This is a genomic window from Bacillus sp. EKM208B, from assembly GCF_011800725.1.
GTDB classification, from domain to species: Bacteria; Bacillota; Bacilli; order Bacillales; family Bacillaceae; genus Bacillus; species Bacillus velezensis.
The window spans coordinates 230621-254664 of record NZ_JAANHO010000004.1 but is presented as its reverse complement, the minus strand read 5'-3'; the positions used below and the strand labels follow the sequence as shown (position 1 = coordinate 254664).

The 24044-nt window shown below is 47.4% G+C and carries 25 protein-coding genes; 24 read left to right on the top strand and 1 reads right to left on the bottom strand.

The window, feature by feature from the left end:
* Nucleotides 1-2: 2 nt before the first annotated feature.
* The 6 genes from G9F75_RS09220 to spoVM all read left to right on the top strand — a co-directional run bounded on the left by G9F75_RS09220 (nucleotide 3) and on the right by spoVM (nucleotide 5137).
* Nucleotides 3-764, top strand: coding sequence for a Stp1/IreP family PP2C-type Ser/Thr phosphatase (locus G9F75_RS09220; protein WP_021493699.1), 762 nt, complete (start codon nucleotides 3-5; stop codon nucleotides 762-764).
* Nucleotides 758-2701, top strand: coding sequence for a Stk1 family PASTA domain-containing Ser/Thr kinase (gene pknB, locus G9F75_RS09215; RefSeq protein ID WP_021493698.1), 1944 nt, complete (start codon nucleotides 758-760; stop codon nucleotides 2699-2701). The genes G9F75_RS09220 and pknB overlap by 7 nt, the downstream gene beginning before the upstream one ends.
* 14 nt (nucleotides 2702-2715) lie before the next feature.
* Complete coding sequence (gene rsgA, locus G9F75_RS09210) at nucleotides 2716-3606, top strand: ribosome small subunit-dependent GTPase A (protein ID WP_021493697.1); 891 nt, start codon at nucleotides 2716-2718, stop codon at nucleotides 3604-3606.
* Between the two features lies 1 nt (nucleotide 3607).
* Nucleotides 3608-4258: a ribulose-phosphate 3-epimerase gene (gene rpe, locus G9F75_RS09205; protein WP_014417749.1), complete on the top strand. Its 651-nt coding sequence runs from the start codon at nucleotides 3608-3610 to the stop codon at nucleotides 4256-4258.
* A gap of 68 nt (nucleotides 4259-4326) precedes the next feature.
* Complete coding sequence (locus G9F75_RS09200) at nucleotides 4327-4971, top strand: thiamine diphosphokinase (RefSeq protein ID WP_014417750.1); 645 nt, start codon at nucleotides 4327-4329, stop codon at nucleotides 4969-4971.
* Nucleotides 4972-5056: 85 nt separating this feature from the next.
* Entirely contained in the window at nucleotides 5057-5137 is an 81-nt protein-coding gene (gene spoVM, locus G9F75_RS09195; protein ID WP_003154329.1) for a stage V sporulation protein SpoVM, read from the top strand.
* Nucleotides 5138-5214: 77 nt separating this feature from the next.
* Here the strand turns inward: spoVM and rpmB are convergent, their stop codons facing one another.
* Nucleotides 5215-5403, bottom strand: coding sequence for a 50S ribosomal protein L28 (gene rpmB / locus G9F75_RS09190; RefSeq protein ID WP_003154328.1), 189 nt, complete (start codon nucleotides 5401-5403; stop codon nucleotides 5215-5217).
* A gap of 258 nt (nucleotides 5404-5661) precedes the next feature.
* Between rpmB and G9F75_RS09185 the strand changes: the two genes are divergently transcribed.
* From G9F75_RS09185 to G9F75_RS09100, 18 genes are all read left to right on the top strand, one after another.
* Entirely contained in the window at nucleotides 5662-6024 is a 363-nt protein-coding gene (locus G9F75_RS09185) for an Asp23/Gls24 family envelope stress response protein (RefSeq protein WP_003154327.1), read from the top strand.
* 15 nt (nucleotides 6025-6039) lie between these two features.
* Entirely contained in the window at nucleotides 6040-7707 is a 1668-nt protein-coding gene (locus G9F75_RS09180) for a DAK2 domain-containing protein (RefSeq protein ID WP_014417751.1), read from the top strand.
* Between the two features lie 142 nt (nucleotides 7708-7849).
* Nucleotides 7850-8512 carry an L-serine ammonia-lyase, iron-sulfur-dependent subunit beta gene (gene sdaAB, locus G9F75_RS09175; protein WP_014417752.1) on the top strand — a complete coding sequence of 221 codons (663 nt, stop codon included), beginning with the start codon at nucleotides 7850-7852 and terminating at the stop codon, nucleotides 8510-8512.
* A 20-nt stretch (nucleotides 8513-8532) separates the two neighbouring features.
* Nucleotides 8533-9435: an L-serine ammonia-lyase, iron-sulfur-dependent, subunit alpha gene (sdaAA, locus tag G9F75_RS09170; protein ID WP_003154324.1), complete on the top strand. Its 903-nt coding sequence runs from the start codon at nucleotides 8533-8535 to the stop codon at nucleotides 9433-9435.
* Nucleotides 9413-11461, top strand: a complete 2049-nt coding sequence (gene recG / locus G9F75_RS09165) for an ATP-dependent DNA helicase RecG (RefSeq protein WP_014417753.1) — start codon at nucleotides 9413-9415, stop codon at nucleotides 11459-11461. Before sdaAA ends, recG begins: the two co-directional genes overlap by 23 nt.
* A 106-nt stretch (nucleotides 11462-11567) precedes the next feature.
* Nucleotides 11568-12134, top strand: a complete 567-nt coding sequence (gene fapR, locus G9F75_RS09160) for a transcription factor FapR (protein WP_003154320.1) — start codon at nucleotides 11568-11570, stop codon at nucleotides 12132-12134.
* 13 nt (nucleotides 12135-12147) lie between these two features.
* Entirely contained in the window at nucleotides 12148-13146 is a 999-nt protein-coding gene (gene plsX, locus G9F75_RS09155) for a phosphate acyltransferase PlsX (RefSeq protein ID WP_007409758.1), read from the top strand.
* Between the two features lie 18 nt (nucleotides 13147-13164).
* On the top strand, nucleotides 13165-14118 hold the full coding sequence (gene fabD, locus G9F75_RS09150) for an ACP S-malonyltransferase (protein WP_007409759.1): 954 nt from the start codon (nucleotides 13165-13167) through the stop codon (nucleotides 14116-14118).
* Entirely contained in the window at nucleotides 14111-14851 is a 741-nt protein-coding gene (gene fabG / locus G9F75_RS09145) for a 3-oxoacyl-[acyl-carrier-protein] reductase (protein WP_003154312.1), read from the top strand. Before fabD ends, fabG begins: the two co-directional genes overlap by 8 nt.
* Before the next feature lie 84 nt (nucleotides 14852-14935).
* Nucleotides 14936-15169, top strand: coding sequence for an acyl carrier protein (acpP, locus tag G9F75_RS09140; protein ID WP_003154310.1), 234 nt, complete (start codon nucleotides 14936-14938; stop codon nucleotides 15167-15169).
* A gap of 138 nt (nucleotides 15170-15307) precedes the next feature.
* Nucleotides 15308-16057 (top strand): ribonuclease III, encoded by a 750-nt coding sequence (rncS, locus tag G9F75_RS09135; protein ID WP_014417754.1) that lies wholly within the window; start codon nucleotides 15308-15310, stop codon nucleotides 16055-16057.
* Nucleotides 16058-16158: 101 nt separating this feature from the next.
* Nucleotides 16159-19719, top strand: coding sequence for a chromosome segregation protein SMC (smc, locus tag G9F75_RS09130; RefSeq protein WP_167409062.1), 3561 nt, complete (start codon nucleotides 16159-16161; stop codon nucleotides 19717-19719).
* Nucleotides 19720-19738: 19 nt separating this feature from the next.
* Nucleotides 19739-20728, top strand: coding sequence for a signal recognition particle-docking protein FtsY (gene ftsY / locus G9F75_RS09125; RefSeq protein ID WP_003154301.1), 990 nt, complete (start codon nucleotides 19739-19741; stop codon nucleotides 20726-20728).
* Between the two features lie 83 nt (nucleotides 20729-20811).
* A complete protein-coding gene (locus G9F75_RS09120; protein WP_072176998.1) occupies nucleotides 20812-21582 on the top strand; it encodes a phosphotransferase family protein in 771 nt (256 codons plus the stop codon).
* 121 nt (nucleotides 21583-21703) lie between these two features.
* Nucleotides 21704-22036, top strand: coding sequence for a putative DNA-binding protein (locus G9F75_RS09115; protein WP_003154299.1), 333 nt, complete (start codon nucleotides 21704-21706; stop codon nucleotides 22034-22036).
* Between the two features lie 13 nt (nucleotides 22037-22049).
* The gene (gene ffh, locus G9F75_RS09110) at nucleotides 22050-23390 is read left to right on the top strand and encodes a signal recognition particle protein (protein ID WP_007409763.1); all 1341 of its coding nucleotides are present in this window, start codon (nucleotides 22050-22052) and stop codon (nucleotides 23388-23390) included.
* 105 nt (nucleotides 23391-23495) lie between these two features.
* The gene (rpsP, locus tag G9F75_RS09105) at nucleotides 23496-23768 is read left to right on the top strand and encodes a 30S ribosomal protein S16 (RefSeq protein ID WP_003154296.1); all 273 of its coding nucleotides are present in this window, start codon (nucleotides 23496-23498) and stop codon (nucleotides 23766-23768) included.
* On the top strand, nucleotides 23768-24013 hold the full coding sequence (locus tag G9F75_RS09100; protein WP_007611392.1) for a KH domain-containing protein: 246 nt from the start codon (nucleotides 23768-23770) through the stop codon (nucleotides 24011-24013). The genes rpsP and G9F75_RS09100 overlap by 1 nt, the downstream gene beginning before the upstream one ends.
* Nucleotides 24014-24044: the final 31 nt, after the last annotated feature.

Here is a 24044-nt window from a genome sequence, read left to right as displayed (position 1 = left end):
GGTTGATTACAGCCTTGAAAACAGATACAGGTAAAGTCCGCCGGCATAATGAAGATGCGGCGGGCATTTTCACAAAAGAAGACGCGGTGCTTGCGGTTGTCGCCGACGGCATGGGCGGTCATCTTGCCGGAGATGTAGCGAGCAGGATGGCGGTTGCGGCGATGGAAGAGCAGTGGAACCGGACCGAAACGGTTCCTTCTCTGCCGTCTGCTTGCGAGGATTGGCTGAAAGACCGGATTCATGAGGCGAATGTCAAAGTACATGACCACGCTAAAGCGAATGAAGAATGCCGGGGAATGGGCACCACCGTTGTTTGCGCCTTATTCACGGGGAAGTTTGTCACTGTGGCTCATATCGGAGACAGCCGGTGCTACCTGCTTCAAGATGGGGAATTCACTCAGCTGACTGAAGACCATTCGCTTGTGAATGAGCTGGTCAAGACGGGGGAAATTTCGAAAGAGGACGCCGAGCACCATCCGCGGAAAAATGTATTGACGAGAGCGCTGGGGACAGATGAAACCATCAGTCCCGACGCCCGTTCTTTTGAACTGTCTGACGGCGATCAGCTGCTTTTATGCTCTGACGGATTGTCAAATAAAATAGAAGATCACGAGATCAAACAAATGCTTCAAGCCGAATCTGATCCTCAGGAAAAAGTAGACCTTCTCATCAGCAAAGCGAATCAAAACGGCGGCGAAGATAACATCACGGCTGTGTTGATTGAGTTTTCCGCAGATGCAAAAGAGGGTGAAGACAAGTGCTAACCGGCAAGCGGATCAGCGGGCGTTATCATATCCTCCGGCCCATTGGCGGCGGCGGAATGGCAAACGTTTTTTTAGCTGAGGACATCATTCTCGAACGTGAAGTCGCAATTAAAATTCTGCGGTTTGACTTTGTGAATGACATTGATTTTATCAGGCGTTTCAGAAGAGAAGCACAGTCGGCATCAAGCCTCGATCATCCGAATATCGTCAGTATTTACGATATCGGGGAGGAAGGCGATATTTATTACATTGTCATGGAATATGTGGAAGGCATGACATTAAAGGAATACATAACCGCACACGGACCGCTTCATCCGAAAGAAGCGCTGTCCGTTATGGAGCAGATCGTCTCGGCCATCGCCCATGCCCATCAAAACCATATCGTGCACCGGGATATTAAACCGCACAATATATTGATAGATCATTTAGGGCATATCAAGGTGACGGATTTCGGCATCGCCACAGCACTTACGTCTACGACAATCACACATACGAATTCTGTGCTGGGCTCGGTTCATTATTTGTCTCCGGAGCAGGCGAGAGGCGGTCTGGCAACGAAAAAATCAGATATTTACGCGCTCGGCATCGTGCTGTTTGAGCTTTTAACAGGTAAAATTCCTTTTGACGGAGAATCAGCCGTCAGCATAGCGCTAAAGCATCTGCAAACAGAAACGCCTTCCGCCAGAAAGTGGAACCCTTCCATTCCGCAGAGCGTCGAAAACATTATTTTAAAGGCAACCGCCAAAGACCCGTTTCACCGCTATGAAAGCGCCGAGGACATGGAAGCGGACATCAGAACGGCTTTTGACGCCGGCAGGCTGAATGAACAAAAATTTTCCGTTCAGGATGATGAGGAAATGACAAAAGCCATTCCCGTTATTACTGACGGCGCAAAAGCCGCACCTCAGGCGGAAACGCCGGGGGAGACGGACGATAAGGAACAGCAGCCCGCCAAAAAGAAAAAACGGAAATGGCCGTGGGTTTTGCTGTCCGTCTGTTTCATTTTCATTATGGCGGCTGTTCTTGCGGTCACCGTGTTCCCGTCTTTGTTTATGCCTAAAGATGTAAGCGTCCCCGACGTACGGGGCATGAAGTACGAAAAAGCGGAAGCACTGCTTGAAAAGAACGGGCTCCGGGCGGATCCTGATATAACGGACATTGAAGATGACAAAATAGAAGAGGAATTAATGGTCAAAACGGACCCAAAAGCGGGGTCTACCGTTAAAGAAGGCTCTTCTGTAAAACTGTACAAAAGCATCGGAAAACCGAAAACCCAGCTGATCGACGTGAAAGGGCGGCAGATCGGCGACGCAAAAAAAGCGCTGAAGGACAAAGGCTTCAAACATGTCAATGTCAAAGAAGAGAACGATGACAGCGAGGCCGGCACCGTAATTGATCAGGACCCGTCAGCCGGCACCGACATGGTCGGAAGCGACGATGAAGTCAATCTAACGGTCAGCCTCGGCCCGGCGGACGTTACGCTGAGGGACTTAAAGACTTACAGCAAAGAAGCGGCTTCAGGGTATCTTGAAGATAACGGCCTGCAGCTTGTTGAAAAACAAGCCCATTCAGATGACGTGCCAAAAGGACAAGTCATGAAGCAAGAGCCGGCAGCCGGCACTGCGGTTAAGCCGGGAAGTAATGTTGAAGTGACGTTCTCGCTCGGACCTGAAGAAAAACCGGCGAAAACGGTAAAAGAAAAAATCAGCATTCCTTACGAACCCGAACATGAAGGGGACGAGCTTGAAGTGCAAATCGCCATCGATGATAAGGACCACAGCATCTCTGATACGTATGACTCATTTAAAATAAAAGAGCCGACTGAAAAAACAATTGAACTGAAGATTGATCAGGGACAGAAGGGGTATTACCAAGTGATGGTCGATCATAAAGTCGTCAGCTACAAAACGATTGAATACCCGAAAGATAATGACTGACAAGGAGGGACCCTATGCCTGAGGGCAAAATTATAAAAGCGTTAAGCGGATTCTATTATGTCTTGGATGAATCACAGGACAAGATCATTCAATGCAGGGGCCGGGGCATTTTCAGAAAAAATAAAATAACGCCTCTGGTCGGCGATTATGCCGTTTATCAGGCTGAAAATGATAAAGAAGGCTACTTGCTGGAAATCAAAGAACGAACAAACGAGCTGATCAGGCCGCCGATTTCAAATGTCGATCAGGCCGTTCTCGTCTTTTCTGCCGTTCAGCCGGCGTTCAGCACGTCTTTATTGGACCGTTTTCTCGTCCTTGTGGAAGCCAACGGCATTCACCCGATCATCTGCATAACCAAAATAGACTTAGCTGCAGACGGGGAATCGAAAGAGGCGATACTTTCTTACGTGAAAGACTATCAGGGGATCGGTTATGACGTATATGTGACGTCATCAAAAGAAAACAGCGGTTTAACAGGCATTGTGAAACACTTCGAGAACAAAACGACGGTGTTTGCCGGTCAGTCGGGAGTCGGAAAATCTTCGCTTTTAAATGCGATCAGCCCGGAGCTTGAGCTGAAAACAAACGAGATTTCCGCGCATTTGGGACGCGGAAAACATACGACGCGCCATGTGGAGCTCATTCATACATCAGGCGGTCTGGTGGCGGATACTCCGGGGTTCAGTTCGCTTGAATTTACCGGCATTGAGGAAGATGAGCTGGGCAGCACGTTCCCTGAGATCAGAGAAATAAGCGCCTCTTGCAAATTCAGAGGCTGTCTGCATCTTAAGGAGCCGAAATGCGCGGTAAAGCAAGCGGTGGAAGAAGGAGAGATTCAGCCGTACCGCTATGAGCATTACAAAGAATTTATGCAGGAAATAAAAGAGAGAAAGCCGAGGTATTAATATGATTAAGGTTGCGCCATCAATTCTTTCCGCCGATTTTGCTTCACTGGGCGAGGAAATTAAAGACGTGGAAAAAGGAGGGGCGGACTATATCCATATTGATGTCATGGATGGCCATTTCGTCCCTAACATTACAATCGGGCCGCTTATCGTTGAAGCCGTCCGTCCGGTGACTGATCTGCCGCTGGATGTCCATCTTATGATTGAAAACCCGGACCGCTACATACCGGCATTCGCAAAAGCCGGCGCGGACATCCTTTCCGTTCATGCTGAAGCGTGTCCGCATCTTCACCGGACCATTCAATTGATAAAAGAGCAGGGGGTAAAAGCGGGAGTTGTGCTCAATCCGCATACGCCCGTCCAAATGATTGAACATGTGATCGAGGAACTTGACCTTGTGCTGTTAATGACGGTTAACCCCGGTTTTGGCGGCCAGCGCTTCATTCATTCGGTTCTGCCGAAAATCCGTCAGGTCAAACAGCTGGCTGAGGAGAAAGGCCTGTCTGAGCTTTTAATCGAGGTGGACGGAGGCGTTAATAAAGAAACAGCCCCTTTATGCGCTGAAGCGGGCGCCAATCTGCTTGTTGCCGGGTCTGCCGTATATAATCAGCCGGATCGGAAAAAAGCCATCGCTGACATCCGAAACGCGTAATAAACATGCTGAAAAAGAGCCCGGTGAAAGCCGCCGGCTCTTTTCGCGTCTAAGAGAGAGGAAAACATATGAAGACAATCAATATCGTTGCGGGCGGCCCGCGGGAACTTATTCCCGATCTATCCGAATACACAGACGGAGATACGACGTGGGTCGGAGTCGATAAAGGGACGGTTTCTCTTTTGGAAGCCGGAATCATTCCGCAGGAAGCTTTCGGTGATTTTGACAGCATTACGGAAGAGGAGCTCATGCAGATTCAAAAAGCGGCGCCGGCCCTCCATGTGTATCAGGCGGAAAAAGATTATACCGATCTTGAACTCGCCCTTGACTGGGCTTTACAAAAAGAACCGGAAACCATTCGGATGTTCGGTGTGACGGGCGGAAGAGCCGATCACTTTTTAGGGAACATCCAGCTGCTGTATAAAGCCTTACATAAGAATACCGATGTCGAGCTGATCGACCGGCAGAATGACATTCAGATGTTCGGGCCCGGCCGTTATACAATTGAAGAAAAAGCGCGCAGACGCTATATTTCTTTCATTCCATTTACGGAAGCGGCAGACGGCCTGACACTCGACGGTTTTAAATATCCCCTTGATAATTGTCATATTCCTCTGGGTTCCACACTATGTATTAGTAACGAACTCATTCATTCACGAGGTACTTTTTCGTTTGCAAAAGGCATATTAATAATGGTAAGGAGCGCGGATTAAAAAGCGGCTTCTGCCATATGCGGAAAAAACCATGAATCCTAAAGTGATGAACGCAGCGGATACGGGACTTATAGGAGGGGACAAAATGAAATTTTATACCATTAAATTGCCGAAGTTTTTAGGAGGAATTGTCCGGGCGATGCTGGGCTCATTTAGAAAAGAGTAAGCCCAAGAAGCTGAAATTGCCCTCTTTGAACGCATAAAAAACGCCTGCCGCATAAAAGGGCAGGCGTTCATTTTTGCTTATACACGCTCAACTTTACCGGATTTTAAAGCCCGGGCAGATACATACACTTTTTTAGGTTTGCCGTCAACGAGGATGCGGACCTTTTGAAGGTTGGCGCCCCAAGTACGCTTAGAAGCGTTCATTGCGTGAGAACGGTTGTTTCCGGCTTTTGTTTTTTTACCTGTAATAAAACATTTACGTGCCATTTGTTTCCCTCCTAACTGCGCGAAACATCTTTTCAAACATAGTTTCTCAGATGCTTTCGTTATACAATACTTTAAATAATTTACCACAGCTAAAAACCGTTTGCAACTATTGTTTCCCTTACTTTCAAGAAAAATCACTTGACATGTAAAACCAATCACATTTCCGCGCTGAAGGCCGCTGTCTGTATCTTTTCTTTTCATAATGGGATACATATAGTAGAATAATGATAACTCTATGCACCTGAAGGAGGAACCTGTGTGTCCATTGAAATGAAGACAAAATACGGACAGATTGATATATCCAACGAAGTCATCGCAATGGTTGCCGGAGGCGCTGCCATTGACTGTTACGGAATAGTGGGGATGGCCTCAAAAAACCAGATTAAAGACGGTTTGTCTGAAATCCTCCGGAGAGAGAACTTCGCAAAAGGCGTACATGTCCGTCAGGAAGCCGAACAAATACATATCGACATGTACATTATTGTCAGCTACGGCACTAAAATATCCGAAGTAGCCCACAATGTTCAGACGAAGGTAAAATACACAGTAAATCAAACAATCGGACTTGCAGTTGATTCTGTAAATATTTATGTCCAAGGCGTACGAGTAACGAACCCGTAGTGAGGAGGATGAGTATTGTCTAGACGAAACTTAGATGGGAGAGCTTTTGCGGCAATGATTCTGGCGGGGGCTGAGACATTGTCTCAAAACGCATCCGCGGTGGATGCGCTGAACGTGTTTCCCGTGCCTGACGGCGATACCGGAACAAATATGAATTTATCGATGTCATCCGGTGCAAGAGAGGTAGAGCACATTGACTCACCCGACATCGGCAAAGTCGGCATCGCCCTGTCAAAAGGCCTGCTTATGGGAGCGAGAGGAAACTCAGGGGTGATCTTGTCCCAATTGTTCAGAGGTTTCACAAAGAGCATTGAAAACAAAAACCAAATAGACGCCCAAGAATTTGCCGCAGCACTCCAAGCGGGAGTGGATATGGCATATAAGGCGGTCATGAAACCGGTTGAAGGAACGATTTTAACCGTGGCTAAGGATGCGGCTAAAAAAGCGGTCGCCTCGGCCAAAGAAGAAACCGATATTATTTCGGTCATGGAGGCCGTTATTGAAGAAGCGGAAGCGTCGCTGAACCGCACGCCGGATCTGCTTCCTGTTTTAAAGGACGTCGGTGTCGTTGACAGCGGCGGAAAAGGTCTGCTTTGTGTATATGAAGGCTTTTTGGCTGCTTTAAAAGGAGAGGCCGTACCGAAAAAAGCGGTTCTTCCGGCACTCGATGATATGGTGAATGCCGAGCATCATAAAAGCGCGCAAAGCATGCTGAGTACAGAAGACATTGAATTCGGATTTTGTACGGAAGTGATGGTGAGGCTGGATCAAGATAAACGGACGTTCAAGGAAGAGACGTTCAGAAACGAACTGAGCCGTTTCGGCGATTCATTGCTGGTCGTGGCTGATGATACGCTGGCGAAAGTCCATATTCATGCCGAAGAACCAGGGAACGTACTCAATCTCGCACAGCGTTACGGCGATTTGATTAAAATTAAAATTGAAAACATGAGGGAACAGCATACTTCAATCATCAGCCAAGAACATGATGAAAAAAAGCCGGCCGGCGTTATGAAAGAAGCCCGCAAGCCTTTTGGCATCGTGACTGTGGCAATGGGAGAGGGCATTTCTGAATTGTTTACGAGCATCGGCGCTTCACACGTAATCGAAGGCGGCCAGACAATGAATCCGAGCACGGAAGATATTGTTGAAGCCGTTCAGTCTGTCAATGCGGAGACGGTTTTCATTCTTCCGAACAATTCCAATATTGTGATGGCTGCCAATCAGGCGGCGAGCGTGGCTGAAGAAAATGTCATTGTCATTCCGGCAAAAACGGTCCCTCAAGGCATGACCGCCCTGCTTGCGTTTAACCCTGACCAGCCGGCTGACGTAAATGAAGCCAATATGCTTGAGGCCATCCGGAATGTGAAAAGCGGACAGGTGACATATTCAGTCAGAGACACCCATATTGACGGCAAAGATATTAAAAAAGGTGATTTTATCGGCATTTTAAACAGTTCAATTATCGGCAGCGCCGAAGATCGGATGAGTGCGGCAAAATTGCTGCTGGATGAAATGATCGGGGAAGAAGATGAAATTGTCACCATCTTGTACGGAGAGGACGCTCCGGAAGAAGAAGCTGAGAAACTCGCTGAGTATATTGCTAGCGTCTGTGAAGATATCGAGGTTGAAATCCATAACGGCAGACAGCCTCTGTATCCATATATATTTGCGGCAGAATAGAAGGGCTTATCAGGCCCTTCTATTCTTATGTCTTTATTTACCTGCGGCAGTGCGGCAGTGTGCCTGCTTGCCAATTGAGAAATGTTCAATTAGTCTAAAGAAAAGCGCTGAATGAAGTGATGTTAAGGAGGAACAAACCAGCATGAAGTATAGAAGCGTTTTTGATATTATCGGCCCGGTAATGATCGGTCCGTCCAGTTCACATACCGCAGGCGCCGCCCGGATCGGCAGAGTGGCCAGAAGCCTATTCAGGCGGGAGCCCCGCCGGATCATTGTGTCTTTTTACGGATCATTTGCGGAGACGTATAAGGGTCACGGCACTGATGTCGCGATTATCGGCGGCCTGCTTGATTTTGATACATTTGATGAACGGATTAAAACAGCGATTCAAATTGCGGAAGAGAAGGGCATATATGTAGAGTTCCGTACAGAGGATGCCGTGCCCGTTCATCCGAATACGGCGCGTCTCGTCATTTCTGATGATGAGGGAGAGCTTGCCCTTACCGGTATTTCCATCGGCGGCGGAAAAATAGAAATCACGGAGCTCAACGGCTTTGAGCTGCGTCTTTCCGGAAACCATCCGGCTATTTTAGTCGTTCACAATGATAAATTCGGCACGATTGCAGGCGTTGCCAATGTGCTGGCGAAATTCTCCATCAACGTCGGACATATGGAAGTGGCGCGTAAGGACGTCGGCCAGCTTGCGCTGATGACGATTGAGGTCGATCAGAATATTGAAGAAGAAGTGCTTGACGAGCTTTCAACACTTCCTAATATTATACAGGTTACTAAGATAGCTGACTAAAAAGTCAGGAGGAAAATGACATGTTTCGTAATGTAAAAGAATTAATAGAAATCACTCAAGAAAAACAAATTCCGATTTCGGAAGTGATGATCACGCAAGAGATGGAAGTGACGCAAAAAACGCGGGAAGAAATCTTTCAAGGAATGGAGCGCAATCTCTCCGTCATGGAAGCAGCTGTTGAAAAAGGGCTGAAGGGCGTCACGAGCCAGACCGGTTTAACAGGCGGAGATGCCGTGAAACTTCAGGCATACATCCAATCGGGAAGAAGCCTGTCGGGCAATCTGATTTTAGACGCCGTTTCTAAAGCTGTGGCGACAAATGAAGTCAATGCGGCGATGGGAACGATCTGCGCTACACCGACCGCCGGCTCTGCCGGGGTTGTGCCGGGAACGTTATTCGCCGTAAAGCATAAGCTGAACCCTACGACAGAACAAATGATCCGTTTTCTGTTTACAGCCGGCGCGTTCGGTTTTGTCGTAGCAAACAATGCGAGTATTTCAGGAGCGGCAGGAGGCTGTCAGGCGGAAGTCGGGTCAGCATCAGGCATGGCAGCGGCTGCGATTGTGGAAATGGCGGGCGGAACGCCTCAGCAATCAGCGGAAGCAATGGCGATTACACTGAAAAATATGCTCGGTCTCGTATGTGACCCGGTCGCCGGATTGGTAGAAGTGCCGTGTGTCAAACGAAACGCAATGGGAGCATCCAACGCAATGATCGCGGCGGATATGGCGCTGGCCGGGATTACAAGCCGCATTCCTTGCGATGAGGTGATTGACGCGATGTACAAAATCGGCCAGACAATGCCGACAGCACTGCGTGAAACGGGACAAGGCGGTTTAGCCGCGACACCGACGGGAAGAGAATTAGAGAAAAAAATTTTCGGAGGAGCGCTGAAATCAAGTGACACACCATCAGCAAACTAGTATAGCGGAAATTAAGGGCATTGGGCCGGAAACAGAAAAAACATTGCACGAACTAGGTATCTATGACATTTCTGATCTTCTGAATTATTTCCCTTACCGTTATGACGACTATGAGCTGAGGGATTTAGAAGAAGTAAAACATGAAGAAAGAGTGACGGTAGAAGGGAAGGTTCATTCAGAACCTTCTCTTACCTATTACGGCAAAAAACGAAACAGGCTGACATTCAGGGTGCTTGTCGGCAATTATTTAATTACCGCGGTCTGCTTTAACCGTCCCTACTTAAAAAAGAAACTGACGTTAGGTTCAGTCGTCACGATATCCGGGAAATGGGATAAACACAGACAGACCGTTTCCGTGCAGGAATTAAAAAACGGTCCTCATCAAGAAGATAAAAGCATTGAGCCTGTTTATTCCGTTAAAGAAAACGTCACCGTAAAAATGATGAGACGGTTTATTAAGGAAGCGCTGCAGCATCATTTGGACAGTGCGGCCGATCCGCTTCCTGAAAAATTGAGAATCCGCTACAAGCTGCCTGATTACAAACATGCCCTGCAGACGATGCATCAGCCTGAAACGAGGGAATCGTTACAGCAGGCCAGGCGCCGGTTTGTTTACGAGGAATTCTTATTATTTCAGCTGAAAATGCAGGCGTTCCGTAAAGCGGAAAGGGAACAGTCAAAAGGCATCAGCCATGTGTTTCCTGCTGAAAAGCTCGCTGCTTTCACAGACAGCCTGCCGTTTTCGCTCACAACCGCACAGACGCGCGTGCTTCGGGAAATTACCGCTGATATGACATCCCCTTACCGAATGAACCGTCTGCTGCAAGGTGATGTCGGTTCAGGGAAAACGGCCGTCGCCGCCATCGCTTTGTACGCTGCGATTCTGTCGGGGTATCAGGGGGCATTAATGGTGCCGACTGAAATTCTGGCCGAACAGCATGCAGATTCTCTCGTATCGTTGTTTGCAAATGAAGATGTAAATATCGCGCTTTTGACGAGTTCTGTAAAAGGAAAGCGGCGCAGGGAGCTTTTGGAGCGGCTTGCTCTCGGAGAGATTGATATTTTAGTAGGGACCCATGCTTTAATCCAGGACGAAGTGGAATTTAAAGCGCTGAGCCTTGTCATTACGGACGAGCAGCACAGGTTCGGAGTCGAACAGCGCAAAAAACTCAAGAATAAAGGTCAGGATCCGGATGTGCTGTTTATGACAGCCACTCCGATTCCGAGAACGTTGGCCATTACCGTCTTCGGAGAAATGGATGTTTCCGTGATAGATGAAATGCCCGCGGGGCGAAAACAAATCGAAACGTATTGGGTGAAACACGACATGCTGGAGCGGATTTTGGCTTTTATAGAAAAAGAGCTGAAACAGGGAAGGCAAGCCTATATTATCTGCCCGCTCATTGAAGAGTCGGATAAACTGGATGTGCAGAATGCGATTGACGTATATAACATGCTGTCTGACGTTTACCGCGGTAAATGGAATGTCGGCCTGATGCACGGGAAGCTCCATTCTGATGAAAAAGATCAGGTGATGAGAGAATTCAGCGCCAATCAATGTCAGGTACTTGTGTCAACAACCGTCGTAGAAGTCGGGGTGAACGTGCCCAATGCGACGATTATGGTCATCTATGACGCCGACCGTTTCGGATTATCTCAGCTCCATCAGCTCCGCGGCCGGGTCGGGCGGGGAGACCACCAATCTTTCTGCATCTTGATGGCCGATCCGAAATCCGAAACCGGGAAGGAACGGATGAGAATCATGTCGGAGACAAACGACGGCTTTGAACTGTCTGAAAAGGACCTTGAACTGCGCGGCCCCGGTGATTTCTTCGGGAAAAAACAGAGCGGTATGCCCGAGTTCAAGGTGGCGGATATGGTTCATGACTACAGAGCTTTGGAAACGGCCCGCCAGGATGCGGCCAATCTGGTGTCTTCAGAGGCTTTTTGGAAAGATGACGAATACCGTATGCTGCGCGGCCAATTACTTTCAAGCGGCGTCCTAGAAGGGGAGAAATTAAGCTGATTCTGTAAAATTCGGCGGCTTTCAAAAAACAATCATTGCATTCCAATCTATGAGATTATATACTACTATTAGTACCTAGTCTTAATTGTCCGGATGGTGTTTACAGATGAGAAGAAGCAAGAAAGAACGCCAAAAATTATTGCAGCAGACGATCAAATCGACACCCTTCATCACAGATGAAGAATTAGCGGGGAAATTCGGCGTCAGCATTCAGACGATCCGTTTAGACCGCTTAGAGCTCTCAATACCGGAGCTGAGGGAAAGAATTAAAAACGTGGCAGAACAAACGCTTGATGATGAAGTGAAATCACTGTCTTTAGACGAAGTGATCGGTGAAATTATTGATCTGGAGCTTGACGGCCAGGCCATTTCCATATTAGAAGTAAGACGCGAACATGTCTTCAGCCGCAATCAAATTGCGCGGGGGCATCATTTGTTTGCGCAGGCGAACTCACTCGCCGTAGCCGTCATTGATGATGAGCTGGCGCTGACCGCAAGCGCAAATATCCGCTTTACAAGACAGGTGAAAGAAGGCGAGCGCGTCGTTGCGAAAGCCAAAGTGACGGCAGTCGAAAAAGAAAAAGGCAGAACGGTAGTTGAAGTCAACAGCTATGTGGGAGAAGAAGTCGTGTTCTCCGGCAGCTTTGACATGTACCGTTCAAAACAATCATAAAGGTGGAGCATGCATGAGAATAGCTGTAGATGCAATGGGAGGCGACAACGCACCCAAAGCTGTTATTGACGGAGTAATGAAGAGTATTGAGGCATTTGACGATCTTCATATTACGCTGGTCGGTGACAAGACAACGATAGAATCACACTTGCCAACAACATCAGACCGCATCACTGTGTTGCACGCCGATGAAGTGATTGAACCGACGGATGAACCGGTCCGCGCCGTACGCAGAAAGAAAAACTCTTCTATGGTGCTGATGGCGCAGGAAGTGGCTGAAAACAGAGCGGACGCCTGCATCTCAGCGGGGAATACAGGCGCACTCATGACAGCGGGACTGTTTATCGTCGGCAGAATTAAAGGAATCGACCGGCCTGCGCTTGCGCCGACGCTTCCGACCGTTTCAGGCGACGGTTTCCTTCTTTTGGACGTGGGAGCCAATGTCGATGCCAAACCGGAGCATCTCGTCCAGTACGGAATTATGGGATCTGTATATGCCCGGCAGGTTCTCGGAATCAGCTCGCCCCGCGTCGGATTGTTAAATGTCGGCACGGAAGAAAAGAAAGGAAACGACCTGACAAAAAAGACGTTTGAATTATTAAAAGAAACAAACGTAAATTTTGTCGGAAACGTTGAGGCGAGAGACTTGCTCGAAGGCGCTGCTGACGTCATCGTCACAGACGGCTTTACGGGCAACGTCACGTTGAAAACATTGGAAGGTTCAGCGTTATCGATTTTCAAAATGTTGAAAGATACACTGACTTCAAGTTTTGTTTCTAAGCTCGCAGCGGGAGTGCTGAAGCCGAAGCTGATGGAAATGAAACTGAAAATGGACTATTCTGAGTACGGCGGGGCGAGTCTTTTCGGTTTGAAAGCGCCCGTCGTTAAAGCGCACGGCTCTTCTGACGCACGCGCTGTTTACCATGCGCTGCGCCAGGCGAGAGAAATGGTCAGCCAAAACGTGGCCGCATTTATAGAAGAAGAAGTAAAAGAAGAAAAAACAGATGAGTAGTCTGGAGGTTACCGCATCATGAGTAAGATTGCATTTTTATTTCCCGGACAGGGATCACAATATATCGGTATGGGAAAAGACCTGTACGAACGCGAAGAAGCGTCAAAACGTATTTTTGATGAAGCGGATGAAACGCTTGAAACAAAGCTGAGCTCGCTCATTTTTGAAGGTGACGCCGAAGAATTGACCCTTACATACAATGCGCAGCCTGCGCTGTTGACAACGAGCATCGCCGTATTGGAAAAGTTTAAAGAATCCGGCATCACCCCTGATTTCACCGCCGGCCACAGCCTCGGAGAATATTCGGCGCTTGTTGCGGCGGGAGCGATGACATTTAAAGATGCCGTTTACACGGTAAGAAAACGGGGAGAATTCATGAATGAAGCCGTGCCGGCCGGAGAAGGCGCCATGGCAGCTATTCTCGGAATGGATGCGGAGTCCTTGAAAAAGGTAACGGATCAAGTGACGGAAAACGGTCATCTCGTACAGCTTGCAAACCTGAACTGCCCCGGACAGATCGTAATTTCCGGAACGGCAAAAGGCGTGGAGCTGGCTTCAGAAGAAGCGAAAAACAACGGAGCGAAACGGGCAATCCCTTTAGAAGTAAGCGGACCGTTCCATTCTGAATTAATGAAGCCGGCAGCGCAAAAACTCGAGGAGGTGCTCAGCGCCTGTGAGTTGAAAAATGCGGCTGTTCCCGTGATTTCAAACGTTTCGGCTGACGTTATGACAGAAAAAGACGATATCAAGAAAAAATTGATCGAACAGCTGTACTCACCTGTTCGCTTTGAAGAAACCATTAACAAACTGATTGACGAAGGCGTCACGACGTTTGTTGAAATCGGGCCAGGAAAAGTGCTTTCAGGCCTTGTGAAAAAAGTGAACCGCCGCCTTAAAACAATCGCGGTTTCTGACCATGAAACCATCGAACTGGCGATTCAAACGCTGAAGGAGGAGAATCAGGATGCTTAATGAAAAAACAGCAGTGGTAACGGGAGCGTCCCGCGGAATCGGGCGGGCGATCGCGCTTGATCTTGCGAAAAACGGCTGTAACGTAGTAGTCAACTACTCCGGGAATGAAGCGAAAGCGAACGAAGTCGTAGATGAAATCAAATCTTTGGGCCGAAACGCGATCGCGGTAAAAGCCGATGTATCAAATTCCGAAGAAGTACAAAACATGATGAAAGAGGCTGTCGCTGCATTTTCTTCAATCGACATTCTCGTGAACAATGCGGGGATCACAAAAGACAATCTTCTGATGAGAATGAAAGAAAATGAATGGGATGATGTCATTAACATTAACCTGAAAGGTGTATTCAACTGCACGAAAGCCGTTACAAGACAGATGATGAAACAGCGCTCCGGCCGGATTATCAACGTATCATCAATCGTCGGCGTCAGCGGAAACCCCGGCCAGGCGAACTATGTGGCGGCAAAAGCCGGTGTAATCGGCTTAACAAAGTCATCAGCCAAAGAGCTTGCAAGCCGCAATATTACGGTTAATGCCATTGCTCCGGGCTTTATTTCTACAGATATGACGGACAAGCTTTCTAAAGAAGTCCAAGATGAAATGCTGAAGCAGATTCCGCTCGCGCGTTTCGGTGATCCTTCCGATATCAGCAGCGTTGTTACGTTCCTTGCTTCTGAAGGATCGCGTTATATGACGGGCCAAACCCTTCATATTGACGGCGGAATGGTGATGTAAAGATTTGTTTTTAAAATTTCATCCTAGTTTCTCTAGTTTTTTAAAAACGAATCCTCTATAATACTTGAGGGGAGGTGAATTGCTATGGCAGATACATTAGAGCGTGTAACGAAAATCATCGTAGACCGCCTTGGCGTTGATGAAGCTGACGTCAAACTTGAAGCTTCTTTCAAGGAAGACTTAGGTGCTGATTCCCTAGATGTAGTTGAGCTTGTTATGGAACTTGAAGACGAGTTTGATATGGAGATTTCTGACGAAGATGCTGAAAAGATTGCAACAGTCGGCGACGCTGTGAACTACATACAAAACCAGCAATAAGCTGATGCTAAAAGTCCCGCCTGACAGCGGGGCTTTAGCCCTTTAATCGTTCGGTTACCGGCGTCTGACGCTGTACGCGCTGCCGATTCCGTTTACGGCGGGGAGCGCGGTGAACCTGATGTGCCTATGGAGGTTACTATGTCAAAACACTCACATTTTAAAGATAAAAAAAAGTTCTATAAAAAAATAGAGCAATTTAAAGAGTTCCAAGAACGGATTTCGGTTCATTTTCAAAACGAGAAACTTTTGTATCAAGCATTTACACATTCATCTTATGTGAATGAGCATCGGAAAAAGCCGTATGAAGACAATGAAAGGCTTGAATTTTTAGGTGACGCTGTTTTGGAACTGACGATCTCCCAATTCTTATTTGCCAAATATCCGGCCATGAGTGAAGGAGATTTGACGAAGCTGAGAGCCGCTATCGTATGCGAGCCGTCACTCGTCTCACTTGCCCATGAATTGTCATTCGGCGATCTTGTTCTCTTGGGAAAAGGAGAAGAAATGACGGGCGGCAGAAAGCGTCCTGCGCTTTTAGCGGATGTGTTTGAAGCGTTTATCGGCGCACTGTATCTGGATCAGGGCCTTGAGCCGGTTCAGCAATTCCTGAAAGTGTACGTGTTCCCTAAAATAAACGATGGTGCTTTTTCTCATGTGATGGATTTCAAAAGCCAGCTTCAAGAATTTGTACAGCGGGACGGAAAAGGATCGCTTGAGTACAAAATTCTCAATGAAAAAGGGCCTGCCCACAACCGGGAATTCGAGGCGCTTGTCTCTCTTAAAGGTGAGGCGCTCGGTATCGGGAACGGACGTTCCAAAAAAGAAGCCGAGCAGCATGCGGCACAGGAAGCTCTTGCAAAAATGCAAAAACATCATACGAAACAATAAAATCCCCCTGTTTCCCTAGGGGGATTTCAGTATGTCTGCGCCTGATATAAGCGGGTGATTATGATAATATTGAGATACTTATACGATAAGGAGGATCTGGGATGTTCCTCAAACGTTTAGACGTTATAGGATTTAAATCATTTGCAGAACGGATATCCGTTGACTTTGTAAAAGGCGTCACGGCCGTTGTCGGTCCGAACGGCAGCGGAAAGAGCAACATTACCGAAGCCATCCGCTGGGTGCTCGGCGAACAATCAGCCCGCTCGCTTCGGGGCGGAAAAATGGAAGATATTATTTTTGCGGGAAGTGATTCGCGCAAGCGGCTGAACCTTGCCGAAGTCACGTTAACGCTTGATAATGAAGATCATTTTCTCCCGATCGATTACCACGAAGTCAGCGTGACGAGACGGGTGTACCGTTCCGGAGAAAGTGAATTTCTCATCAACAATCAGCAGTGCCGCCTGAAAGATATCATTGACTTATTTATGGACTCCGGGCTCGGGAAAGAAGCATTCTCTATTATCAGCCAGGGGAAAGTCGAAGAGATTCTCAGCAGCAAAGCGGAAGACCGCCGCAGTATTTTTGAAGAAGCGGCCGGCGTGCTGAAATATAAAACAAGAAAGAAAAAAGCGGAAAACAAACTGTTTGAGACGCAGGATAACTTAAACAGGGTGGAAGATATTCTCCACGAGCTTGAAGATCAGGTCGAACCGCTGAAAATCCAGGCTTCAATCGCCAAAGACTACTTAGAAAAAAAGAAAGAGCTTGAGCATGTCGAAATCGCCCTTACCGCCTTTGACATCGAACAACTGCACGGCAGATGGTCGGGTTTAAAAGATAAGGTGCAGGCTGCTAAAGAAGAAGAATTGGCGGAATCATCGGCTCTGTCCGCAAAAGAAGCGGTGATAGAAGAGACGAGAGATAAAATCCACGCGCTTGATGAATCCGTCAACGAACTGCAGCAGGTTCTGCTCGTGACAAGTGAAGAGCTGGAAAAGCTGGAAGGCCGGAAAGAAGTGCTGAAAGAGCGCAAAAAAAACGCCGCGCAAAACCGGGAACAGCTTGAGGAATCCGTTACACATTACACGAACAAAGAAGCCGAACTGAAAGCGGACATTGAAAAACAGTCTGCCGTCTATGATAAGCTGCGTGCGGAAGTGAAGCGGTTAAACGCCCAGGTGAAAGAAAAGCAGCAGGCTCTCAGTCTGCATAATGAAAATGTAGAAGACAAAATCGAACAATTAAAAAGCGATTACTTTGAATTGTTAAACAGCCAGGCGTCGATTCGCAACGAGCTGCAGCTTTTAGATGACCAGATGTCCCAATCTGCGGTCCAGCAGGCGAGACTGACCGCAAACAATGAAAAATATCTTGAAGAACGTAACGATATTGCAGTCCGCAAAGCGGCGTGCGAAGAAGAATTGGCCGCCGTTGAAGAGGATATTCACAATCAGGTCGTCCGCTTTCGCGAAGTCCAGACAGCATATGAACAGAAAAAACGCCAATATGAAAAGAAAGAATCTGCGCTGTATCAGGCGTATCAATTCGTCCAGCAGGCCAGATCCAAAAAAGATATGCTTGAAACGATGCAAGGCGATTTTTCAGGGTTTTACCAAGGCGTAAAAGAAGTGCTGAAGCAGAAAGAGCAGCTTGGCGGCATCCGCGGCGCCGTTCTCGAACTGATTGCCACCGAACAAAAGTATGAAACGGCCATCGAGATTGCACTCGGCGCAGCGGCGCAGCACGTTGTCACAGACGATGAGCAGGCGGCGCGGAAAGCGATTCAATATTTAAAACAGAATTCCTTCGGCCGCGCGACGTTCCTGCCGCTTACGGTTATGAAACCGCGCCAGCTCCAAACCCGTGATGAACAGACGGCTCTGAAGCATCCGTCTTTCCTCGGCACAGCAAGCGGGCTTGTCACATATGATGCGGCGTATCGGAATGTCATTCAAAACCTTCTCGGCACCGTGCTGATCACTGAAGATTTAAAAGGCGCGAATGAACTGGCCAAGCTTCTCGGGCACCGCTACCGCATCGTGACGCTTGAGGGCGATGTCGTCAATCCAGGCGGATCAATGACAGGCGGCGCGGTCAAAAAGAAAAACAATTCTCTGCTCGGCAGAAGCCGTGAGCTTGAGACGGTGACTGCGCGGCTTGCCGAAATGGAAGAAAAAACAGCTCTGCTCGAAAAAGAGGTCAAAACGCTGAAGCAGGCCATTCAAGAGCTTGAACATACGCTGAGCGGTCTCCGTGAAGACGGTGAAGCTTTCAGAACAAAGCAGCAGGATGTAAAAGGCAGGCTGTATGAACTCGAAGTCGCTGAAAAGAACATCAATACCCATCTGGAGCTTTACGATCAGGAGAAAGCATCACTGACGGAAAGCAGCCGGGAAAAAGAGACGCGCAAATCAGCTCTGGAAGAACAGCTGAGTGAGGCATCCGGCCAGCTGAAAGAGCTTGAGGAAGAGATGGAAAGGCTGACAAAACAAAAGCAGACCCTATCCTCAACAAAAGAAACGCTCTCTCATGAACTGACGGAATGTAAAGTGGCCGCTGCGAAAAAAGAACAGGCGTGCTCGAGTGAAGAAGACAATCTCAAAAGGCTGAAAAAAGAGCTTGAGGAAACGCAGCTCGCTCTGAAAGAAACACGGGAAGATTTAAGCCTCCTGACCTCAGAGATGACGTCCAGCACAAGCGGTGAGGAGCAGCTTGAAGAAGCAGCCCATCACAAGCTTCACGATAAAACGAGAACGATTGAATTGATCGCCAGCAGGCGCGACCAGCGTGTGAAGCTCCAGCGGGCGCTTGATACGAACGAACTTGAGCTGAAAGAGATGAAGCGTCTCTACAAGCAAAAAACAGAAATTCTGAAAGATGAAGAGGTAAAACTCGGCCGGATGGAAGTTGAGCTTGATAATCTCTTGCAGTATTTACGCGAGGAATACAGCTTATCCTTTGAAGGGGCAAAAGAACAATATCAGCTCGAACTCGAGCCTGAAGAGGCGAGAAAACGGGTCAAACTGATCAAGCTTTCAATTGAAGAGCTCGGAACGGTCAATCTCGGCAGCATCGATGAATTTGAAAGAGTAAACGAACGGTATCAGTTTTTAACAGAGCAGAAAAATGACCTGACGGAAGCGAAAAACACACTGTTTCAAGTCATTGAAGAAATGGATTCTGAAATGACGAAGCGATTCCATGAAACGTTTATCCAGATCCGTTCTCAATTCAACGACGTGTTCCGTTCTTTATTCGGAGGAGGGCGGGCTGAACTGAAGCTGACTGATCCGAATGATCTTCTTAACTCCGGGGTGGACATTATCGCGCAGCCTCCGGGCAAAAAACTGCAAAACTTAAATCTTTTGTCAGGGGGAGAACGGGCGCTGACTGCCATTGCCCTTTTATTCTCCATTCTGAAAGTAAGGCCCGTGCCGTTCTGCGTCCTTGATGAAGTGGAAGCTGCGCTTGATGAAGCCAATGTATTCAGGTTTGCGCAATATTTAAAAAAATACAGCAGCGACAGCCAGTTTATCGTCATCACCCACAGAAAAGGCACCATGGAAGAAGCGGATGTCCTCTACGGTGTTACGATGCAGGAATCCGGCGTTTCCCGAATGGTTTCGGTCAAACTGGAAGAAACAAAAGAATTCGTTCAGTAACGAGGAAAGAGGTTGAAAGATGAGCTTTTTTAAAAAATTAAAAGAGAAAATCACGAAACAGACAGACTCCGTCTCTGAAAAATTTAAAGATGGTCTTGAAAAAACAAGAAATTCCTTCTCGAATAAAGTGAACGAACTCGTCTCCCGCTACCGGAAAGTCGACGAGGATTTCTTCGAGGAGCTTGAGGAAGTGCTGATTGGCGCTGACGTCGGTTTTACAACCGTCATGGAGCTGATTGATGAGCTCAAAAAAGAAGTGAAGCTGAAAAACATCCAGGATCCTCAGGAAGTGCAGTCCGTCATTTCTGAAAAGCTTGTCGACATTTATAACAGCGGCGACGAACAGATTTCTGAATTAAATATTCAGGACGGGCGCCTGAACGTTATTCTGCTTGTCGGGGTAAACGGCGTCGGAAAAACGACAACGATCGGAAAACTTGCCCATAAGCTGAAGAATGAAGGCAAATCCGTTGTGCTCGCTGCCGGAGACACCTTCAGAGCCGGGGCGATTGAACAGCTTGAAGTGTGGGGGGAGCGTACAGGCGTGCCTGTCATTAAGCAGGCTGCCGGAAGCGACCCTGCGGCGGTTATTTATGATGCCGTACACGCGGCTAAAGCAAGAGGAGCGGATGTGCTGATTTGTGATACGGCCGGCCGCCTTCAGAATAAAGTAAACTTAATGAAAGAGCTTGAAAAAGTCAAACGCGTCATCGAACGCGAAGTGCCTGAGGCTCCGCATGAGGTTCTCCTTGCGCTTGACGCGACGACAGGCCAGAATGCGATGGCGCAGGCGAAAGAATTCTCCAAAGCGACGAATGTGACGGGTATCGCGTTAACGAAGCTTGACGGCACCGCAAAAGGCGGTATCGTCCTGGCAATCCGCAATGAGCTTCACATCCCCGTGAAACTGGTCGGCCTTGGAGAAAAGGTTGACGACCTCCAGCGGTTTGATGCAGAATCTTACGTATACGGTCTCTTTTCTGATTTAGTTGAAAAAGCCGAGGATTAATGAATAATAAACGAGTATAAAATGGACGGTTTTATACTCGTTTTTTTATACGCATTGATAGATCGGAATGGAGGGGGCAATTGTTGGACAAATGGCTGAAAGCTGAATTGGAAAGTAAGATCGGCGCAATAAACCATATGTCGCTGTTGGATGAACAGGGAGGCACTTCAACCGTTCGAAAAATAGTGACCGGTCAAGACGCATTTCTGCTGAAAAGTTCTTTTCAACAGAAGTATCGGGAATGGTTAATGAGAGAAGCCTTCGTTTTACAAAAACTGACGGAAACTCGTCGTCTGCCTGTTCCTGTTTATTATGGGATGATACAGGAACAGCATGCCAGCCATATCATCATGTCATTTGAGGATGGAATCACCCTGACTTCGGCTTTAAGAAAAGCAAAAGGGGATACTGAAAAGAAAAAGCTGATCAAAAGTTTCGGCCGGTTTCTGCAACGGCTGCATGAAACCGACATGGTCTCTGGTTTACAGCCGGAAACAGACTGGCTCGATCTGCAAATCAAACGAGCCGGGGAATATGTCAAAAAAGGACAGGCTGAAGGAAGTGCAGAGCTTTTGAAGGAATTGGACAGGTACAGGCCTGTTCCTGTTCAGCAGACAATGATTCACGGTGACTGCACGACTGATAATGTGCTGGTGAAAGACGGAGAGGTCTATCTGTTTATCGATGCTGCGGGAATATCGGCGGGAGATCCGCGATATGATGAATCATTAGCGATCAGTCATTTTGTCACAAATGAAGCATGCCTCAATGCTTTTTACGAAGGCTATTGCCGCTACCGTGTATCAAAACAAGAATTCGAGTATTTTAACGACGGTCTATATGAATTTTTTTGAAAAAACTTATGATGTAAAAAGAGCATCATGCTTTGACAAGATAAAAACTTGACACACGCTCTGAAACCATGTAAACTAAGTTTTTGTAAAGGGATTTGACTTAACAAAGGGGAGAGCTCAAATGTCGCTCGAAAAAACGACGAGAATGAACTATTTATTTGACTTCTATCAGTCGTTGCTGACGTCAAAACAAAAGAGCTATATGTCGCTTTATTATCTGGACGATTTCTCCCTTGGTGAAATAGCCGAAGAGTATGACGTTTCAAGGCAAGCCGTTTACGATAACATCAAACGGACTGAAGCGATGCTTGAACAATATGAAGAAAAACTGCTCCTTTTTAAAAAGTTTCAGGAGCGTAAAGAAATGTTTACAAAGCTGAAAGAGCTTGCTTCCGGGTTGCAGGAAGAGGAAAAAATGACGGCTCTGATTGAAGCGCTTGAGAAATTAGATTAGGAGGCGGCAAACAATGGCATTTGAAGGATTAGCCGACCGACTGCAAAAGACGATTTCAAAAATCCGCGGAAAAGGAAAAGTCAGCGAACAAGACGTAAAAGAGATGATGCGTGAAGTTCGTCTTGCGCTTCTTGAGGCTGACGTTAACTTTAAAGTCGTAAAGGATTTTGTGAAAAAAGTAAGTGAACGGGCTGTCGGACAGGACGTTATGCAGAGTCTGACACCCGGTCAGCAGGTTATTAAAGTCGTAAAAGAAGAGCTTACCGAGCTGATGGGCGGCGAAGAAAGCAAAATTGCCGTCGCCAAACGCCCGCCGACCGTTATTATGATGGTCGGGCTCCAAGGTGCCGGTAAAACGACAACCACGGGGAAGCTTGCCAACCTGCTGCGCAAAAAACATAATCGCAAACCGCTGCTCGTGGCTGCGGATATTTACCGCCCCGCCGCGATTAAACAGCTGGAAACCCTGGGGAAACAGCTTGATATGCCGGTCTTTTCGCTTGGCGATCAGGTCAGCCCGGTGGAAATTGCCAGACAGGCGATTGAAAAAGCGAAGGAAGAGCATCATGATTATGTGATTTTAGATACCGCCGGACGGCTGCACATCGATCATGAACTGATGGATGAGCTCTCCGGCGTAAAGGAAGTCGCAAATCCTGAGGAAATTTTCCTTGTCGTCGACTCAATGACCGGTCAGGATGCGGTAAACGTCGCCAAAAGCTTTAATGACCAGCTCGGTTTAACGGGTGTCATTTTAACAAAGCTTGACGGGGATACCCGCGGAGGTGCGGCGCTTTCTATCCGCGCGGTCACCGAAACGCCGATTAAATTCGCCGGAATGGGAGAAAAGCTCGATGCTCTTGAAGCGTTCCATCCTGAACGGATGGCATCCCGGATTCTCGGAATGGGTGACGTGCTGACGCTGATTGAAAAAGCTCAGGCGACCGTTGATGAAGACAAAGCCAAAGAGCTTGAGCAGAAAATGAGAACGATGAGCTTCACATTGGATGATTTTCTGGAGCAGCTCGGCCAGGTCCGAAACATGGGGCCTCTTGACGAACTGCTGCAAATGATGCCCGGCGCAGGCAAAATGAAAGGCTTAAAAAACATCCAAGTCGATGAAAAACAGCTGAATCATGTGGAAGCGATCATTAAATCAATGACTGTTCTTGAAAAAGAACAGCCGGATATCATTAACGCCAGCCGGCGGAAGCGGATTGCCAAAGGAAGCGGAACATCCGTTCAGGAAGTCAACCGTCTTTTAAAGCAGTTTGAGGAAATGAAAAAAATGATGAAGCAGATGACCAACATGACAAAAGGGAAGAAAAAAGGCTTTAAATTACCTTTTATGTAATCGGTTATACATGATAAAACCGTTGTTAAGAAAAAACACTTTACAAACACTTTTATCATTGTTAATATACTATCTTGTTGAAATATTTTCGGAGGTGCTAGTAAAATGGCAGTAAAAATTCGTTTAAAACGTATGGGAGCAAAAAAATCTCCTTTCTATCGTATTGTTGTAGCAGATTCTCGTTCACCGCGTGACGGCCGTTTCATCGAAACAGTCGGCACATACAACCCGGTTGCAAAGCCGGCTGAAGTGAAAATCAACGAAGAGCTTGCTCTTAAATGGCTTCAAACAGGAGCTAAACCTTCTGATACAGTCCGCAACTTGTTCTCAAGCCAAGGAATTATGGAAAAATTCCACAACGCTAAACAAGGCAAGTAATGACTGATCAGAACTTGGAAGATTTGATTGTCAGCATTGTGGCTCCGCTTGTCGACCATCCGGAAGACATAACGGTCACAAAGGAAGAGACTGATCAAAAGATTGCGCTGCGCTTATCTGTCAATAAGTCAGATACCGGTAAAATTATCGGAAAGCAAGGCCGGACTGCAAGAGCGATTCGAACCGTCGTTTTTGCAGCTGGCGCACAGTCTTCTAAGAAAGTTCAATTTGAAATATTTGACTGAAAAAGGGAGAGGGCCGGCACCTCCCCTTTTT

Excerpts from the sequence above, each read along its gene's own strand:
- rsgA (WP_021493697.1), top strand. The coding sequence starts at position 2,716 with ATGCCTGAGGGCAAAATTATAAAAGCGTTAAGCGGATTCTATTATGTC.
- rpe (WP_014417749.1), top strand. The coding sequence starts at position 3,608 with ATGATTAAGGTTGCGCCATCAATTCTTTCCGCCGATTTTGCTTCACTG.
- G9F75_RS09200 (WP_014417750.1), top strand. The coding sequence starts at position 4,327 with ATGAAGACAATCAATATCGTTGCGGGCGGCCCGCGGGAACTTATTCCC.
- spoVM (WP_003154329.1), top strand. The coding sequence starts at position 5,057 with ATGAAATTTTATACCATTAAATTGCCGAAGTTTTTAGGAGGAATTGTC.
- rpmB (WP_003154328.1), bottom strand. The coding sequence starts at position 5,403 with ATGGCACGTAAATGTTTTATTACAGGTAAAAAAACAAAAGCCGGAAAC.
- sdaAB (WP_014417752.1), top strand. The coding sequence starts at position 7,850 with ATGAAGTATAGAAGCGTTTTTGATATTATCGGCCCGGTAATGATCGGT.
- sdaAA (WP_003154324.1), top strand. The coding sequence starts at position 8,533 with ATGTTTCGTAATGTAAAAGAATTAATAGAAATCACTCAAGAAAAACAA.
- fapR (WP_003154320.1), top strand. The coding sequence starts at position 11,568 with ATGAGAAGAAGCAAGAAAGAACGCCAAAAATTATTGCAGCAGACGATC.
- plsX (WP_007409758.1), top strand. The coding sequence starts at position 12,148 with ATGAGAATAGCTGTAGATGCAATGGGAGGCGACAACGCACCCAAAGCT.
- fabD (WP_007409759.1), top strand. The coding sequence starts at position 13,165 with ATGAGTAAGATTGCATTTTTATTTCCCGGACAGGGATCACAATATATC.
- fabG (WP_003154312.1), top strand. The coding sequence starts at position 14,111 with ATGCTTAATGAAAAAACAGCAGTGGTAACGGGAGCGTCCCGCGGAATC.
- acpP (WP_003154310.1), top strand. The coding sequence starts at position 14,936 with ATGGCAGATACATTAGAGCGTGTAACGAAAATCATCGTAGACCGCCTT.
- rncS (WP_014417754.1), top strand. The coding sequence starts at position 15,308 with ATGTCAAAACACTCACATTTTAAAGATAAAAAAAAGTTCTATAAAAAA.
- smc (WP_167409062.1), top strand. The coding sequence starts at position 16,159 with ATGTTCCTCAAACGTTTAGACGTTATAGGATTTAAATCATTTGCAGAA.
- ftsY (WP_003154301.1), top strand. The coding sequence starts at position 19,739 with ATGAGCTTTTTTAAAAAATTAAAAGAGAAAATCACGAAACAGACAGAC.
- G9F75_RS09115 (WP_003154299.1), top strand. The coding sequence starts at position 21,704 with ATGTCGCTCGAAAAAACGACGAGAATGAACTATTTATTTGACTTCTAT.
- ffh (WP_007409763.1), top strand. The coding sequence starts at position 22,050 with ATGGCATTTGAAGGATTAGCCGACCGACTGCAAAAGACGATTTCAAAA.
- rpsP (WP_003154296.1), top strand. The coding sequence starts at position 23,496 with ATGGCAGTAAAAATTCGTTTAAAACGTATGGGAGCAAAAAAATCTCCT.
- G9F75_RS09100 (WP_007611392.1), top strand. The coding sequence starts at position 23,768 with ATGACTGATCAGAACTTGGAAGATTTGATTGTCAGCATTGTGGCTCCG.